The organism is Streptomyces sp. NPDC031670 (assembly GCF_055580545.1).
Genome location: NZ_JBVILC010000025.1, coordinates 1 through 15,422, shown reverse-complemented (window position 1 = coordinate 15,422; position 15,422 = coordinate 1). Strand labels below are relative to the sequence as shown.

General features: G+C 69.7%; 9 protein-coding genes. 3 read left to right on the top strand and 6 right to left on the bottom strand.

Annotated features, from left to right (window positions below; translation table 11 throughout):
• Window positions 1–63 precede the first annotated feature (63 nt).
• Entirely contained in the window at window positions 64–1,494 is a 1,431-nt protein-coding gene (locus ACZ5ID_RS31615) for an endo-1,4-beta-xylanase (protein ID WP_468904745.1), read from the bottom strand.
• Between the two features lie 837 nt (window positions 1,495–2,331).
• Between ACZ5ID_RS31615 and ACZ5ID_RS31610 the strand changes: the two genes are divergently transcribed.
• Window positions 2,332–3,801 (top strand): non-reducing end alpha-L-arabinofuranosidase family hydrolase, encoded by a 1,470-nt coding sequence (locus ACZ5ID_RS31610; protein ID WP_468904742.1) that lies wholly within the window; start codon window positions 2,332–2,334, stop codon window positions 3,799–3,801.
• A 327-nt stretch (window positions 3,802–4,128) separates the two neighbouring features.
• On the opposite strand, the gene car is transcribed toward ACZ5ID_RS31610, so the two are convergent.
• Window positions 4,129–7,566 carry a carboxylic acid reductase gene (gene car, locus ACZ5ID_RS31605; RefSeq protein ID WP_468904740.1) on the bottom strand — a complete coding sequence of 1,146 codons (3,438 nt, stop codon included), beginning with the start codon at window positions 7,564–7,566 and terminating at the stop codon, window positions 4,129–4,131.
• A 101-nt stretch (window positions 7,567–7,667) separates the two neighbouring features.
• Here car and ACZ5ID_RS31600 point away from each other — a divergent pair, with 101 nt between their 5' ends.
• Entirely contained in the window at window positions 7,668–9,110 is a 1,443-nt protein-coding gene (locus ACZ5ID_RS31600; protein ID WP_468904737.1) for an MFS transporter, read from the top strand.
• 22 nt (window positions 9,111–9,132) lie between these two features.
• Here ACZ5ID_RS31600 and ACZ5ID_RS31595 read toward each other — a convergent pair whose 3' ends face one another.
• From ACZ5ID_RS31595 to ACZ5ID_RS31580, 4 genes are all read right to left on the bottom strand, one after another.
• Window positions 9,133–10,446 carry a condensation domain-containing protein gene (locus tag ACZ5ID_RS31595; RefSeq protein ID WP_468904734.1) on the bottom strand — a complete coding sequence of 438 codons (1,314 nt, stop codon included), beginning with the start codon at window positions 10,444–10,446 and terminating at the stop codon, window positions 9,133–9,135.
• Between the two features lie 6 nt (window positions 10,447–10,452).
• On the bottom strand, window positions 10,453–11,040 hold the full coding sequence (locus tag ACZ5ID_RS31590) for a hypothetical protein (protein ID WP_468904733.1): 588 nt from the start codon (window positions 11,038–11,040) through the stop codon (window positions 10,453–10,455).
• A 99-nt stretch (window positions 11,041–11,139) separates the two neighbouring features.
• On the bottom strand, window positions 11,140–12,333 hold the full coding sequence (locus ACZ5ID_RS31585; protein WP_468904732.1) for a cytochrome P450: 1,194 nt from the start codon (window positions 12,331–12,333) through the stop codon (window positions 11,140–11,142).
• Window positions 12,330–13,646, bottom strand: a complete 1,317-nt coding sequence (locus ACZ5ID_RS31580; protein ID WP_468904731.1) for a cytochrome P450 — start codon at window positions 13,644–13,646, stop codon at window positions 12,330–12,332. Before ACZ5ID_RS31580 ends, ACZ5ID_RS31585 begins: the two co-directional genes overlap by 4 nt.
• A 221-nt stretch (window positions 13,647–13,867) precedes the next feature.
• Here ACZ5ID_RS31580 and ACZ5ID_RS31575 point away from each other — a divergent pair, with 221 nt between their 5' ends.
• A complete protein-coding gene (locus tag ACZ5ID_RS31575) occupies window positions 13,868–15,109 on the top strand; it encodes a beta-ketoacyl-[acyl-carrier-protein] synthase family protein (protein ID WP_468904729.1) in 1,242 nt (413 codons plus the stop codon).
• Window positions 15,110–15,422 lie beyond the last annotated feature (313 nt).

The window sequence follows — 15,422 nt, the reverse complement described above, 5'->3', positions numbered from 1 at the left end:
GGGGCGAAAGAAACCCCACCGTAGGTCTTCATCGATTCACCCTTTCGTTTGTGGCAGGTCCCCTCAGGTGCGGGTCCAGCGTTGGTTGCTGCCGTTCGAGCAGGAGTAGAGCTGGATCAGGGTGCCGCTGGCGGTACCGCCCGCGACGGCGTCGAGGCAGAGACCGGACTGGACGCCGACGATGGATCCGTCGGAGTTGAGGCGCCACTTCTGGTTGTCGCCGCCCCAGCAGCTGTAGATCTGGACTTTGGTGCCGTTGCCGGTGCCGGCCGCGTCCAGGCACTTGTTGCCGTAGACCCTGAGCTCGCCGGCGGCGGTGTACGTCCACTGCTGGTTGGTGCCGTTGTGGCAGTCCCACAGCTGGAGCTGGGTGCCGTCGGTGGTGCTGGCGCCGGGCACGTCCAGGCAGCGGCCGGACCCGACGCCCTTGATCTGTCCGGAACCCGAAGGGGGCGTGGAGGTGCCGCCGTTGAGTGCGTTGAGGACGGCGGTGTAGGCGGGCTTCTTGCTGCCGTTGCCGTTGAACAGCAGCGGCGTCTGCTCCGCTCGCCAGGAGTCGGTGTCGCGCACACCCCAGACGGTGATGCCGAGGCAGCGCGGGACGGCCAGGCAGTCGTTGGTCACGTTGGCGTAGGTCGTGGCCGAGGCGCCCTGGATGTCGAGTTCGGTGATGGCCACGTCGACGCCGAGGGCCGCGAAGCTCTGCAGGGTGGTGCGGAAGTTGCTGTTGTACGGGCTGTCGTTGTTGAAGTGCGACTGGAAACCGACACAGTCGATCGGCACGCCACGCTGCTTGAAGTCCCGGACCATGGCGTACACGCCCTGGGTTTTGGCCCAGGTCCAGTTCTCGATGTTGTAGTCGTTGTAGCAGAGCTTGGCGGCCGGGTCGGCGGCGCGCGCGGTGCGGAAGGCGACCTCGATCCAGTCGTTGCCGGTGCGCTGCAGGTTGGAGTCGCGCCGGGCTCCCGAGCTGCCGTCGGCGAAGGCCTCGTTCACGACGTCCCACTGCGCGATCTTGCCCTTGTAGTGGGCCATCACGCCGTTGATGTGCTCGATCATCGCCTGGCGCAGCGTGCTGCCGCTGAGGCTCTGCATCCAGCCGGGCTGCTGGGAGTGCCAGGCCAGGGTATGGCCGCGCACCTGCTTGCCGTTCTGCACCGCCCAGTTGTAGACGCGGTCACCGGCTCCGAAGTTGAACTGGCCCCGCTGCGGTTCGGTGGCGTCGATCTTCATCTCGTTCTCGGCCGTCACCGAGTTGAACTCACGGCCCGCGATCGTCGTGTACGCCGAGTCGCCCAGCCGGCCCGAGGCGATGGCGGTGCCGAAGTAGCGGCCACTCTGCGCCGCCGCGGCGCCGAGCGTACTCTCGGCGGCCTGTGCGGTCGGCGGCGCGACCAGTGCGGCGGCCACACCCAGGACGCCGACGACCAGCGCCAGCAGCAGACCGCGGATCTTCCGGCGGATAACCGGTCCGGGAAGGACATATGAGCCCATGGCTGTACCTCCAGGGTAGACATCGCGCCAGGACTGAAGCGCAGGGGAAACGCGTCGTCCGCTCCCACTCGGCGGACGGGTGCGGCGGGGCGGAACCCGGACGGCACGGAGTCACCGGACACCGCGGTCACGTGCCCGGGACGATCTCAAACGGGGACGGCACCCGGTCGGCAATCGGGTGACGTACGGCGGACGGCGGCGGTGTTTCACAGGCATGCGGGTACTCCATCGCGGCTCAGCCGGGGGACCGCCACGCGGCTTCGCGTACCTCTCCAACTGCGTGAAGAGCCAGGATGCGCGGGTGCGAACCTCACCGGAACGAAACGGGTGGCGCGGGTGCTTCGGTGCGCGGATCTGTCGTGCAGCTGTGCGTGTCTCTGCCGCGCAGCACAGATTTCAGGGCTGACGTGGTTCGAAAACTCGAACGATGGTCCGTTTCTCAGACAGGGATGATTGAGGTATTGACGATGGATCGTCAATACTCCTCACAGAAGAAGTTTCGGCTACTCACCCGAAATATTTCGAACTCCCGGCGAGACGGAAGGCGAACCCTCGGCTTGTCGCCGTCAGCGGATGCCGCCCTGCACTGACGAGCCGCATCCGCACATTCCCCGAGTGGTAGCGGTCGGCGCAACAGCTTGTCAGGCCCAGAGGGCATGCGCTGTTTTGTGGACAGATCGGCGACAGGCCTTGACCAGAGAGCCCCGCGTTCCTAGCTTGTGGCGTCGAAGCATCCGGAGAATTTTCCGAAACATTCGAGAATGCCCCTGCCCCTCGGCACGTCCGCTCCGCGGTTCATCGGGTCACCTCACCCCCGCCCCCAAAGGAGGCCCTCTGATGTGGTTCCGCCAACCGTCCCCGGCCCGCCCAAGACGCTTACTCGCCGTCCTCGCGCCCTTGCTGCTCGTGGCTACCTTCCTCGGCGCCCAGCCGGCCGGAGCGGCGACCGTAGACCCCAACGCCTCGTATGTGCTGGTCAACCGCAACAGCGGCAAGGCCCTGGACGTCTACAACCTGGCGACCAACGACGGCGCCCGCATCACCCAGTGGACCAGGAACGATCAGAACCAGCAGCAGTGGCAGTTCGTCGACTCCGGAGGCGGCTACTACCGCATCAAGTCCCGCCACTCCGGCAAGGTGCTGGACGTCCACAACTGGTCCACCGCGAACGGGGGCCCGATCGTCCAATGGGCCGACCAGAACGCCACCAACCAGCAGTGGCGGCTGGCCGACAGCTCGGATGGCTACGTACGGTTCATCTCGCGCCACAGCAACAAGGCCCTCGAGGTACAAGGCGCCTCCACCGCCGACAACGCGAACATCGTCCAGTACGACGACTGGGGCGGCACCAACCAGCAGTGGCAGCTCGTCAAGGTCGGTGCCGGCAACCCCGGCCCGTGCGCTCCTCCGTCGACGTACCGCTGGACATCAACGGGAGCCCTGGCACAGCCCAAGCCGGAGTGGGTCTCGCTCAAGGACTTCACCGTCGTCCCCTACAACGGCAGGCAACTCGTCTATGCGACGACGCACGACACGGGGACGAGATGGGGTTCGATGAACTTCGGCCTGTTCACCAACTGGTCGGAGTTGGCCTCGGCCGGCCAGAACACGATGTCAGCCTCCACCGTCGCGCCCACGCTCTTCTACTTCGCGCCGAAGAACATCTGGGTGCTCGCCTACCAGTGGGGTAGGACCGCCTTCTCCTACCGGACGTCGAGCGACCCCACCAACCCGAGCGGCTGGTCATCGGAGCAGGTGCTCTTCTCCGGAAGCATCTCCGACTCCGGAACAGGGCCCATCGACCAGACGCTCATCGGTGACGGAACCAACATGTACCTGTTCTTCGCCGGTGACAACGGCAAGATCTACCGGGCCAGTATGCCGATCGGGAACTTCCCGGGCAGCTTCGGCACGACCTCGACAGTGATCATGAGCGATACGCGGAACAACCTGTTCGAAGCCCCGCAGGTCTACAAGCTGCAGGGCCAGAACCGCTACCTCATGATCGTCGAGGCGATCGGCTCGCAGGGCCGCTACTTCCGCTCGTTCACGGCGACCAGTCTGAACGGCTCATGGACTCCCCAGGCCGCGACCGAGAACAATCCCTTCGCCGGCAAGGCCAACAGTGGCGCCACCTGGACCAACGACATCAGCCATGGCGAACTGATCCGCACCAGCCCCGATCAGACCATGACCGTCGATCCCTGCAACCTGCAGTTCCTCTACCAGGGACGCAGCCCCAACTCCGACGGCGTCGACTACGGCCTCCTGCCCTACCGACCGGGTCTGCTGACACTGCAGCGCTGACGGCGTGACACGAGTCCGGCTCGGGTTTGGAGCCGGCGTGGCGGACTCGGCGAAAGGCCGAGCCCGCCCGGGTCACGCGACGACGTCAGCACTGCTGAATCCTGTGTAACTCCGGGCAGACAAGACGGTCGAAGTGGGCGGGTGTGCCGAAGACGGTGTTGGCCATAACTCTGCGTACCGACCTGGCGCCCGCCGAACGAGCCGCGCCCGGCTTTCAGTGCCCCCGCCAGCACCGGCAGCACCGGGCATGCGCGGCTCCCCCATCGCCGGGTTCCACGGCCTGAACGAGGCGCCGGGCACCGGGGCCACCAACCTGCGCGCCGAGCCTCACAGCAGGCCGAGCCCGCGCAGGTCGGACAGGTATTTGGTGATCAGCTCGGCGGAGAGGTGCGGGATGGCCTCGCCACCGACTTTGGCCTCGCGGACGGCCCTTTCGAAGCGATGGGACGGGACAAGCGAACCACAGGCTGGTGCGGAGGGGTGCCGGAATGCGTGCAACAGGGGCAGCAGGGAGCGGCGCCGCTGCAATTCCGGCAGGGCACGCAGGGCGGGCTCGAATCGGCTGAACCAGTCGTCGTAGTCGGCGATGCGGTGGAGGGTGCGGCCGGCCTCGCTCAGCCAGTCGACGCAGGTGTCCAGCGAGATGCCGTCGTCGTGCGGGTTGACCACGTGGTACGTCTGGTAGCCGTCGATGCCGCGCGCGGCGAGGGTATTGACGGCTTGGGCGACGAAGTCGACGGGCAGGCCGTCGAAGTGGGCGCGCTGCCGGCGCCCCTGGGCGTCGGTGCGGTAGAAGGAGACCGGGGCGATGCCGGTGACAGCGAGGCTGAAGAGCAGGCGGGTGAACAGGTCGGGGACGTTCACCTGGCCGGTGTGGTGGCGGTGGGCGAGGATCAGGCTCGAGCGGAGGACGGTCACCGGCAGGCCGTATGTGTCGTGGGCCTCCCGTAGCAGCACCTCGCCCGCCCACTTGGCCGCCGCGTAGCCGGTGGCGTACTCGTTGCCGAGGGTACGGACGGGGCTCACCAGTCGAATGTCGGCGCTCTCGTCGAGTCGTGGGTCGGGCCGGTCCGCCACACCGACCGTCGACAGGTAGGTGAACGGCTTGATCCTCGCGGTGAGGGCGAGCCGGATCAGCTCAGCGGTGCCGAGGACGTTGGGGCCGAACAGCTGGTCGTAAGGCAGGACGTGATTGACCAGCGCCCCTGGGTGCAGGATCAGGTCGACCTCCCGGGCCAGCCGGGTCCAGGTGTCCGTGGCCAGACCCAGCCGCTCCCGGCCGAGGTCACCGGCCAACACGTCGAGACCGTGCGGGGCCAACTCCTCGTAGCGCCGACGCAGGCCTGGATCGCCGGTGTCGAAGGCGGCATCCAGTCGGCGGCGGGCCTCGGCGGTATCCCGACCCCGGACCAGGCAGATCAGCCGGCCGCCGGAGCCGGCCAGCCGTTCCAACCAGTCCAGGCACAAGAAGCGGCCCAGGTAACCGTTGGCTCCGGTCAGCAAGACCGTCCCTTCCATCGACCGCTCCCCCACCACGCGCGGCAGGCGACGCGCGGTCTCAAGGGTCCCGGCGTCGATGAATTTCTCCAGCGTGAGGTCGGCGGCACAGAGCTCGGAGGTGCTGTGGCCGTGCACCAGGGCGAACGATGGGCGTTTGACGCCGCAGGCGCGTGCCGCCTCGATGTGTTTCACGATGGACCGGAGGTCGTTCGCCGGGCCGAGCAGCACCTCGGCCGGAGTCTCGACCTCGAAGATGTCTTGCAGCAGTCGGGAGAGCGACAGAGCGGCCAGCGAATCCGCCCCCAGGTCGGTCAACCGCACGGTGGCGCTCAGCTCCGCGGCCGTACGGCCCAACAGCGCGGCGGCAGCGCGGCGGACCGCCTCGAACACCGGCTGGCCGGGCCCGGCTTCGCGCAGGGCGCACAGCGCGTCTTGCTGCTTGCCCGCAAGCTGTTCGTAGCGCCGCTCCAAACGCTCTGCGTAGCGGGCCTGGAGTTGTGGCCGCAGATTCTTCCGGATCTCCGACAGCAGTCCGTTCTCCACGGTGAACGGCTCCGGCTCGACCAGGAAGTCACGGGGGATTTCGTAGGACTTCAACCCGGCTTGTCTGGCGACCAGCTGCAGTGACTCGCCCAGTGCACGCCGGAGCGACTCGCCGCTCGTTGCCTGCCTCAGCGCCTCCTCGGTAGGCACGATCACGGCCAGCAGACAGTCGCGCTCGCTGTTGCCGTATACGTAGATCTGCCGGACGAGCGGGCTGGTGACGAAGACGCTCTCCAGCCGGGAGATCGTGACGAACTCGCCCTGTGCCAGCTTCAGCACACTGGTGCCGCGGTCGACGTAGACGAGCTGGTCCGGGCCGGTTTCGGCCATGATGTCGCCGGTCCGGAAGAAGCCGTCCGAGTCGAAGACCGCAGCGGTGGCCCCGGGCTGACGGAAATACCCTGGGGTCGCGGACTCCGTCCTGACCAGCAGTTCACCCCGTGGGTGAGGCACGTCCGTCGTGTAGTAGCCCAGTTCTGGGACGTCGACGAGCTTGTACTCGGTCACCGGCGGTCGCTGAACGTGGGAGTCGATCAGGAGGCAGCCCGTCTCGGTCGAGCCGAAGGCGTCATGCACCGGCAGCCCGAGGCAGGACTCCATGAACCGCTTCAGTTCCGGCGCGAGCGGCGCGCCGCTGAAGGTCGCCTGCAGTACCCGGCCGCCGAGGACTTGCTCGCGCAGGTCGGCCTTGACAGCAGTCTCCAGTGCGCCGGAGTCGGAGAACTCCGGTGCGCGGCGGGTGGATTCCCGCTGATACTCCTGGTAGAGCAGATCACAGATGCGTGGCACCAGCAGTAGTTGCGTCGGCCGGGCGAGCGCAAGGTCTTCGAACAGTGTCGAGAGGTCGCTCGTCGAGGTGAAGTACGAGGTGCCGCCGCGCCCGAGCGTGCGGTAGAGCGAGGTCCGCCCGGCCGCGTGGCTCAGGGGCAGGTAGCCGAGATCGAGGACGGGCAGCTCGCCCTGCGTGGGGCCCCAGCCCGCCCACAGCCGGTGCAGCATCCGTTCGGTGTAGATGGCGCCCTTCGGTGTCCCGGTGCTACCGGAGGTGTAGATGAGCAGCCGCATGGGATCCTCGCCCGGTTCCGGGCGGCCGAGCGGGGCCTGCGCCACACCACGGCCGCGTTTGACCACGTCGGCAAGGGAGTCGACCACGGCGAGCCGCCGTCGTGCGGCCTCCAGCCTCCCTTCGTCCGCCTCCGGGTGGCAGTCGAACACCACCAGACGCGGCCTGGACTCGCCCGACAGCACTAACTCAACCGCACGATCGAGGACTTTGAGGCTCGCTGCCAGCACTCGCGGCTTGGTTTCCGCAAGGATCGACGCCAATTGGGGTACCGGCGCACCGGACTGCAGCGGCACGCAGACGGCCTCCAGCCGCAGGCAGGCCAGGTCGAGCACCGCGTAGTCCACGCCGGTGCAGCCGTACAGCGCAACGAAGTCCCCGGCCTCCAGTCCCTGTTGCCGCCATGCGGCGGCGACCGCCCCGGCGCGATCCCACAACTCGCCGTAGCTGACCGTCGCGAAGCGCGGCAGCAGTCGCAATGACACCCGGCCCGAGACCTCGTCGACCACCGGTTCCTGCGCCCGTTCAGCCAGTGCCGGGCGCTCCGCATACGCCCGCATGACCGCATCCACCGCCCGCGCCAGCCCGTCCTTGGCAACGCGCAGGGCCTCCATGGCCGACTCCAGCGGCAGCGCGCCACGCAACTGCTCGTCGTCCACCGGCCCACCAACTTCCCGTGCCCCGCAACTCACTTGGTGACCGTACGTGCCTGATCGGTCGCCTATCGTGTCCGCAACGGTATCAGCGGAGGAGCGAGGGCATGACCGAAGCAATGACGCGGGCGCCGGCCGCAACGGCGCGGCCGACCCGGGCCGCGTGGCTCGTCCTGGCGGCCATGACGGGCAGCCTGTCGATGATCATGCTGGACGAGACGGTCGTGTCGGTCGCGCTGGCGACAATGACGCGCGAGCTGCCGCTGACCTCGAACGGGCAGCAGTGGGTCGTCAGCGCGTACGTGCTGGCTCTGGCCACCACGGTCGCACTGGCCGGCCGGCTCGGCGCCAGGTATGGGCCGGTCACGACCTTCCGGCTCGGCGTGTGGGTCTTCTGCCTCGGCTCCGCCTGCTGTGGCCTCGCCCCCACCGGCTGGGCGGGCCAGGGATGGCTGATCGCCGCCCGGGTGGTTCAGGGCCTTGGGGCAGCGCTGATGATGCCGGTGAGCGCCAGTCTCGTCATGGCCGCCTTCCCGCTCGCGGTGCGCGGGCGGGCAATGGGTGTCTACGTGGGTGTCAGCCAGCTCTTCCTGGCGCTCGGTCCGCTGCTCGGCGGAGCGCTGACCGAGTGGGCCGGCTGGCGCGCGGTGTTCTGGGTCAACCTGCCGGTGGGCGTCGCCGTACTCCTTCTGGTGCGCCGTGCCCGCCCCGCCGACCCGGCGCATCCCGCGCTCTCCGTCTCGCCCGGGCACGGCGCACTGCTCGTCGGGGGTGTCGGTGCGACGGTGTACGCGCTCCAGCAGTCGGCTTCGTCGGGCTGGCATTCACCCCGCACCTTGCTCACCCTGGCCGCCGGTCTGGCCGCCACGGCAGCGTTCACGTTCGTGCAGCTGCGCTCGGCCGATCCACTGGTCCGGCTCCAGCTCCTCCGGCACCGCGCCTTCGCAGGTGACCTCGTGGTGCTGCTGGCCACCCAGTTCAGCCTGCTCGCGCTGGCGGTGTACGCCGCGCTCTACACCCAGAACCTGCTCGGCTTCAGCCCGGTGCAGGCCGCGCTCGCCTCGCTGGCCCTGATCATCCCCCTGATGGCGGGCGCTCAGCTCGCCGGCCGCTGGTACGACCGCTCGGGTGTGCGCGCGCCAGTGCTGGCCGGGCTCACCCTCGCCACGGCGGGGGCATTCCAGTGGGCGCTGGACATGCCGCACATCGTGTACGTGTCGAAGCTGCCGGGCCTGGTACTGGTCGGTCTGGGCCTCGGTCTGGTCCTCGCCCCGGTGAACACCGACGCGCTCAGCCAGGTGCCCGCCCAGGAGCGGCCACAGGCGTCCGGGATCGTCCACACCGTGCGGCAGCTGGGGGGCGCGCTGGGCGTGGCCGTGGTCGGCGCGGTCATCCTGGCCCACGAGCACGCGATGCTGCCCGCGCTGAGCGCGCAGGACGCTGCGACGGCGATGCGGGCCGGGTTCCTGGTCGCGGCGACCGTCTTCGCGGTGGCGCTCGTGGCGGCCTGGGTGCTACTGCCTCGGGAACACTCCGCTGCCCGGCAGTGACCCAGCATGGTGGACGCCGGTCTCAGCGCCAGGTGTCCGCCACCGCGCGCCGCACTTCGGCCACCGGTGCCCCGGTCCCCAGCAGCTCGACCGTCCGGCCCAACGCCAGCCCAAAGCCTCGCGCCGACCCTGCCACCCTCGGGTCCGACCGCACCTGTACGGCGAACCGTCCGGCCGTGAGCCGGTACACCACCACGTGGAGGCCATTGCGCTTTTCGAGCCGCTGCGGGGGCCGGGGCACCAGACCGGCCAGCAGCGCCCCACCCACCGGTGCGGCGGTCGTGCTCTCCAGCCGAACGGGCCTGGGCAGCGGCAGGTAGTTGAACGACACCAACCGGTACAGATCCAGCCGTCGTTGTCCGGCGAAGTCGCTGAGCCACGACCCGAGCAGCGGCGGGGCCTCGGTGGTGGGATCGGCTGCCCGCTCGACCCAGGTGTCGAAGGCGCCCGCAAGTCTCGGCCCCGGCAGGGTCACGGTCGATTCGAAGAACGGCCCGACCGCCCGCAACGCGTCCCGTCCCGCCCGCCCCAGCCGCGCGTACAGCACCGGCACCGGCTCCTCCTCCTGGCGCCGGGCGGAGGCGGTGAACTGCACCAGCACCCGCCAGGCAGCCGAGAGTGTCACCGCCCGCTGCGCGCACCAGGCTCGCAGCGGCTCCGCGTCCTTGGCCGGAACGAGGAACTGGTAGGTGTCGTGCGCAGCCCACCGCTCAGGGGGCAGGTCGGGGGCGCCGGGGAGGCCGAGCCTGGTGGCCGGCTCCGGGCAGGCCGCGAAGTGCCGGTCCAGGTCGGCACGTTCGGCGGGATCGCGGTACCAGGACGTCAACAGCTGCACGGCAGCCGGCAGCGGTGTGGGCTCTGCACCACTCAACCGGGCCTGGTAGTCACGGGTCACCGCGCGCAGCAGGACGGACAGCGAGTAGCCGTCGAGGAAGGCGTGATCCGCGCCAAGAGCGAGCAGCGTCCGGCCTGGCGCGTGCACGGTGAGGCTGAAGGGCCGTGCTCCTGCCGCCAGGTCCCCGGGGTCGAACACGAGGGGCAGGATGGCGCCGCGGAACCGGAGTTCGGCCTCCTGGACGCTGTCGTCCGCGTAGCAGAGGTGTCGTGGGGCCTCGACCGCGCGGCAGGCCCTCCCCGTGCCGGGGAGGGCCTGCCGGAAGACGTCCACCCCGGCGAACACGGCGTCCAGCGCGTGCCGCAGCGTCGAGTGGTCGACCGCGCCGGTCAGCTCATAGGCCGCCCACGCCTTGGGGAAGTCGTGGAACCTTGGGCGGCCCTGCTCGTCCGGCCCAGCCCGGCCGAGCAGTTCGCGCTGGAGTCCGTAAGGTGGGTGCATGGCGGGCTACGCGGGCTGGATGGACACCTGGAGGCTGCCAACCAGGTCGTTCTTGCCCTCGGTGCAGGAGCCGACGGCGGACTTGGGGGCGAAGTCGGCCACGACCTCCTGACCGGCGAAACGGGTGCTGTCGGAAGAGGCGATCCCCCGGTTGACGTTCAGCATCTCATGGTGGACCGGGTCGCCCTTGCCCCTACCGGTGGCCGCCACGTGCGTCTCGCCCAGCTTCTTGCCCTCGGCGGTGAACCAGACGAAGTCCTGGTGCAGCTTGTAGGTCTCCAGCTCGGTGCAGCTGAGCACGCCCGAGCCGGTCATGGTGACGGTGCCGTGGTGGATGAGCGGGTTTTTGCCGCTGGGGGACATGCAGTCGTCCATCTCGCCGGTGACCTTGAAGGTGTCCTGCGTCGGCGTGTTGGTCACGGGAGTGGCGAGGTGCACGGTCATGTGGCCGACACAGACCAGGTTCTCGATGTCGGCAGTGGCGGCCCGCTCGCCCGCGGCTGCCTGGACGGGCGCGGCGCCCGCAAGGGCCATGGCGGCAAGCGTGCTTGCCGGCACCAGGACGGCGGCCCGCCTCAACCGGTGCAGAATCATGATCCTTTTCCTCTCGTCACGCATCCCTGTGTGCTCTTACCGCTGTTCAACGAGGCCGTGGCCGCAGCGTCACAGCTTCACCCCGAAGGCCTGTCAGGGTCAGCACGCGGTCCCACCTGCCCGGATCACCAGCCGACTCGGACCGCGCATCACGACATTCGGGCGGTGCACCACCTCGACCAGTTCCGGGTCGGCCATCCAGGTGGCAAGGGCCTCGAACACCACCGTGGTCTGCAACCGGGCCAGCCCGGCGCCGAGACAAAAGTGCGGCCCGGCCGAGAAGGCCAGATGCCCGGCGGCCCCCCGTTTGAGGTCGTACCGGTCCGGCTCCGGAAAAACGTCCGGATCACGTCCGGTCGCGCCGAGCAGCACCAGGACGAGCGTGCGATCCGGCAGGTCGAGCTCCCCGATCCGGTAGCCGCCGCGCACCGTTCGGGCGACCAGCTGCACCGGCGGGTCGTAGCGCAGGGTCTCCTCCACCGCGCCCGCCGCGAGCGCCGGGTCGGCGCACAGGGCGGCATACTGGTCCGGGTGACGCAGCAGCGCCAGCAGGGTGTTGCCGATCAGGTTGGCGATGGTCTCGTGTCCGGCGGTCAGCAGCAGGATCAAGGTGCTGACGAGTTCGTCCTCGGTGAGCCGGTCACCGCCCTCCTCCACCCGGATCAGCCGCGAGAGCAGATCCGAGCCGTCCCGGCCTCTCCGGTAGGCAATCAGCTCGGCCAAATAGGACGAAAATTCGCGCTGCGCCTGGTCCCGGTCCGCCAGGTCGCCGCGGAACATCAGCGCGTCCAGGCTCTGGGTCAGCCGCTTCGACCAGTCTGCGAACAGACCGTGCTCACCACGCGGGACGCCCAGCAGCTCGCAGATGATGCGCAGCGGAAGCGGGTACGCCAACCCGCTCACCACGTCGAAGGCGGCCGGATCGACGGCGGAGAGCAGCTCGGCGACGGTCGCGCGGATACGCGGTTCGAGCGCCGCGGCTGCGCGCGGGGTGAACGCCTTGCTCACCAACCGGCGCAACCGGGTGTGGTCGGGCGGATCGAGGGTGACGAACATGCGGGTGTGCCGCACCGAGGCCAGGGTGGGCGCACGCCGGTAGTCGCTGGACATTGCCTGGTCCCGCAGCAGCAGGCCGCAGTCGCGGTGGCGTGCGACCAGCAGCATCGTGCCGTCAGGACCGACCAATGCCGGGGAGGCCTCCCGCAGACGGCGCAGCAGCGGGTACGGATCGGCCAGGGCCGAGGGACGGTTGAGGGCCGCCAGCAGGGCGTTGCGGCTGTCGAGCCCGGTCATGGCCGATCTGCCACGTCGTTCTGCCCCTGGCGTGCCATGTCGTCGTACCGCTCCTGGCTCGCCGCGTCGTACCGCTCCTGGCCCGGCTCGGGGCCGTCCGCCCGGACCGGCAGGCGCTGCAGCTTGCGCACGTGCATCAGCCCGTGCCAGCTGAGCCGGTTCGCCGGGACGGTCAGGCGTACCGCAGGCAGCCGCTCGGCCAGCGCGGGCAAGGCGGTAGTGGCGACGGCCAGGGCCAGCGGCGTGCCCAGGCAGCGGCGGAGGCCGCGTCCGAACGACAGATGCGCGGCCTCATCCCGGGCGGGATCGAAGCGGTCTGGCGCCGTGTAGTGGGCCGGGTCGCGGTTGGCCGCCGCGAGGAGCGGATAGACCAGGTCGCCGGCCGTGATCCGTACCCCCGCGAAGGTCAGGTCCCGCAGGGCGATGCGGATCTGACCCCAGGGTGACGGGGGCTGCCAGCGCAGCAGTTCGGCCACGCAGGCCTCGGTGCCCTCGCCACCAGCGAGTTGCCGGCAGACCGCCGGGTCACCGGTCATCGCCAGCGCGCCGTTGGCCAGCAGCGCGGCGGTCGTCTCGTACCCGGTGGCCAGCAGGATCTTGATCATCGAGGAGATCTCGGCCCTGCTGATCGCGCCTCCTTCGGCCTGGGCCTTGAGTAGGGCGGCGATCAGGCTGCCGTCCCCGCCCGGCCGCCGCTCGCGCATGATCCGCAGGGTGAGCCGGTGCAGTGCCAGCATCGAGCGGCGCCAAGGCTCGCTCTCCGGGTCGGTCCAGCCGCTGACCACGTGCACGTGCTCGGCGAGGGCCGGCAGCAGTTCGTCCCGGATGCCGATCAGCCCGCCGACCACGCGCAGTGGGATCGGAACAGCGAAGTCGGCGACCAGATCCATGGTTTGGCGCCCGGCGAGCCGCCCGACCACGTCGTGGACGACCGAGTCGACGAGCGGCTGGAGTCCCTCGATTCGTCTCCGGCCGAAATACGGTGCGACCAGTCGAAACAGCCGTCTGTGGTCAGCGCCGTCGGAGTTGAACAGGTTGCCTGGCCGGGCCGCGAAGTAGTCCTCTCCGTGTCGGCGCTCGCCATAACCGTAGGCCGGGCAGGGTGCAGTGCCCCAGTCCCGGGTGAAGCCGTCCGCCCGCAGCAGCGCCAGCACCTCGTCGTAGCGCGTCACCACCCAGACCCGCATCCCGTCCGGGAACTCCACCCGCTGCACCGGCCCGGCCTCGCGCCAGGTCCGGTAGTCGGGCTGGGGATCCCTGCAGTGCACCGGCAGGCCGATCCGCCGCACCGGGCTCACCGTAGCCGCTGGCACGGGCCCTCCCTCGTCTCGTGATCAGGACGGACCAGACCCTAGCCAGCCCATGCCTGCGTTCCGGCCGAGGCCACAGCACTCCAGCCAAGGGGATACAAGTCCGACAGAAGGACACATCCGAGAATCGGACGATCCCACTAGACCCTGGCCTGTCCACCAGACGGGTCATTCCCAAGGGCGTTGCAGCCACAGCCGTCCCGAGTCTGTGGTTGCCTGCCCGCATGTCTGTCACTCGTACGGCCCCCCGATCAGCGGCCACGGTCGTGGTCACCGGGTGGGGGGCCACCACCCCGCTCGGCGGCACGGCGGGCGACACCTGGCGAAATCTGATCTCCGGCCGAAGCGGCGTGCGGCGGATCGAGGAGCCTTGGGCCGACTGCGTGGACGTCCAGATCGCCGCTCCCCTGGCCGTCGACACGGATCAGGAGCTGGACCGGGTCACCCGCCGCCGGACGGACCGCTGCCAGCAGGTCGCCCTGATCGCGGCCCGGGAGGCCTGGCAGCACGCGGGTGCACCCGAGGTCGAGCGTGAGCGGCTGGCCGTCGTCATCGGCACCGGCGTCGGCGGCGCGCGCACCCTGGTCAACCAGGACGCAGTACGCCGCGAGAACGGCACCCGAGCCGTCTCACCGTTCACCATCCCGATGATGCTGCCCAACGGTCCGGCGACGGCAGTCTCGCTGAACCTGCGCGCACGTGGCGGCGTGCACGCGCCGGTCAGCGCATGCGCGGCCGGCTCGGAGGCACTGGCCACGGCCGCCGATCTGATCACCTGGGGGCGCGCGGACGTGGTCGTGGCCGGGGGCGCCGATGCCTGCATCAGACCGCTGTCGATCAGCGGCTTCGACCGGATCGGCGCGCTGGCCCGGCGCAACGAGGACCCGGCAGGAGCCAGCCGCCCGTTCGCCGCCGACCGTTGCGGATTCGTGCTCGCCGAAGGCGCTGCCGTCCTGGTGCTGGAACGCGCCGACCACGCCCAGGCCCGGGGCGCCGAAATCCTGGGCGTGCTGGCCGGACACGGCGTCACCAGCGACGGCCACCACCTCACCACCCCGCTCCGCTCCGAACAGACTCGCGCCATCCGCCACGCCCTCACAGCGGCCGACCTCTCCCCCGCCGACGTGGCCCTGGTCAGCGCCCACGCCACCGGCACCCCGGTCGGCGACCGCACCGAGGCCGAAGCGATCACCGAAGCCCTCGGCCGTCACCCTGCGGTCACCGCCCTCAAATCGGCCACCGGGCACACCCTCGGCGCGGCCGGCGCCCTCGCTGCGATCATGACCCTGCTCTCCATGCAGCAGGGCCTGATCCCGCCCACTCTCAACCTCGACCACCGCGACCCCCAGATCAACCTCGACCTGGTCGCCCACGTCCCGCGCCACCAACCGGTGCCGGCCGCCCTCGTCCAAGCCTTCGGCTTCGGCGGCCAGAACGTCGTCCTCGCCTTCCGTCGGCCCACCTGAGCCGACCAAGGGATCGGCCACTACGTTTTCCGTGGCGGGCCGACAGCTTGCGTCTCCCCTGGACCATGGACGACCCGTCATTGGGACGGTTGGTCCGGGAGCAAGTAGCCCTGATCGCAAGTGGCAAGAGCGGTACTAGGCACTCGGCTCGGATCTCCGTCCTCCTGCTCCACTTCGGGTCAGCGACCCGCGCCCACCACCACGCGCCCCTGTCTGCGCGGCCCCAGGGCGGCGACGAGTTGTCCGCGCAGCGTGCAGAGCCTGTAGCCGTTGGGGTCCGATGGGGCGACGGTCCAACCGAACAGCGCGGTGT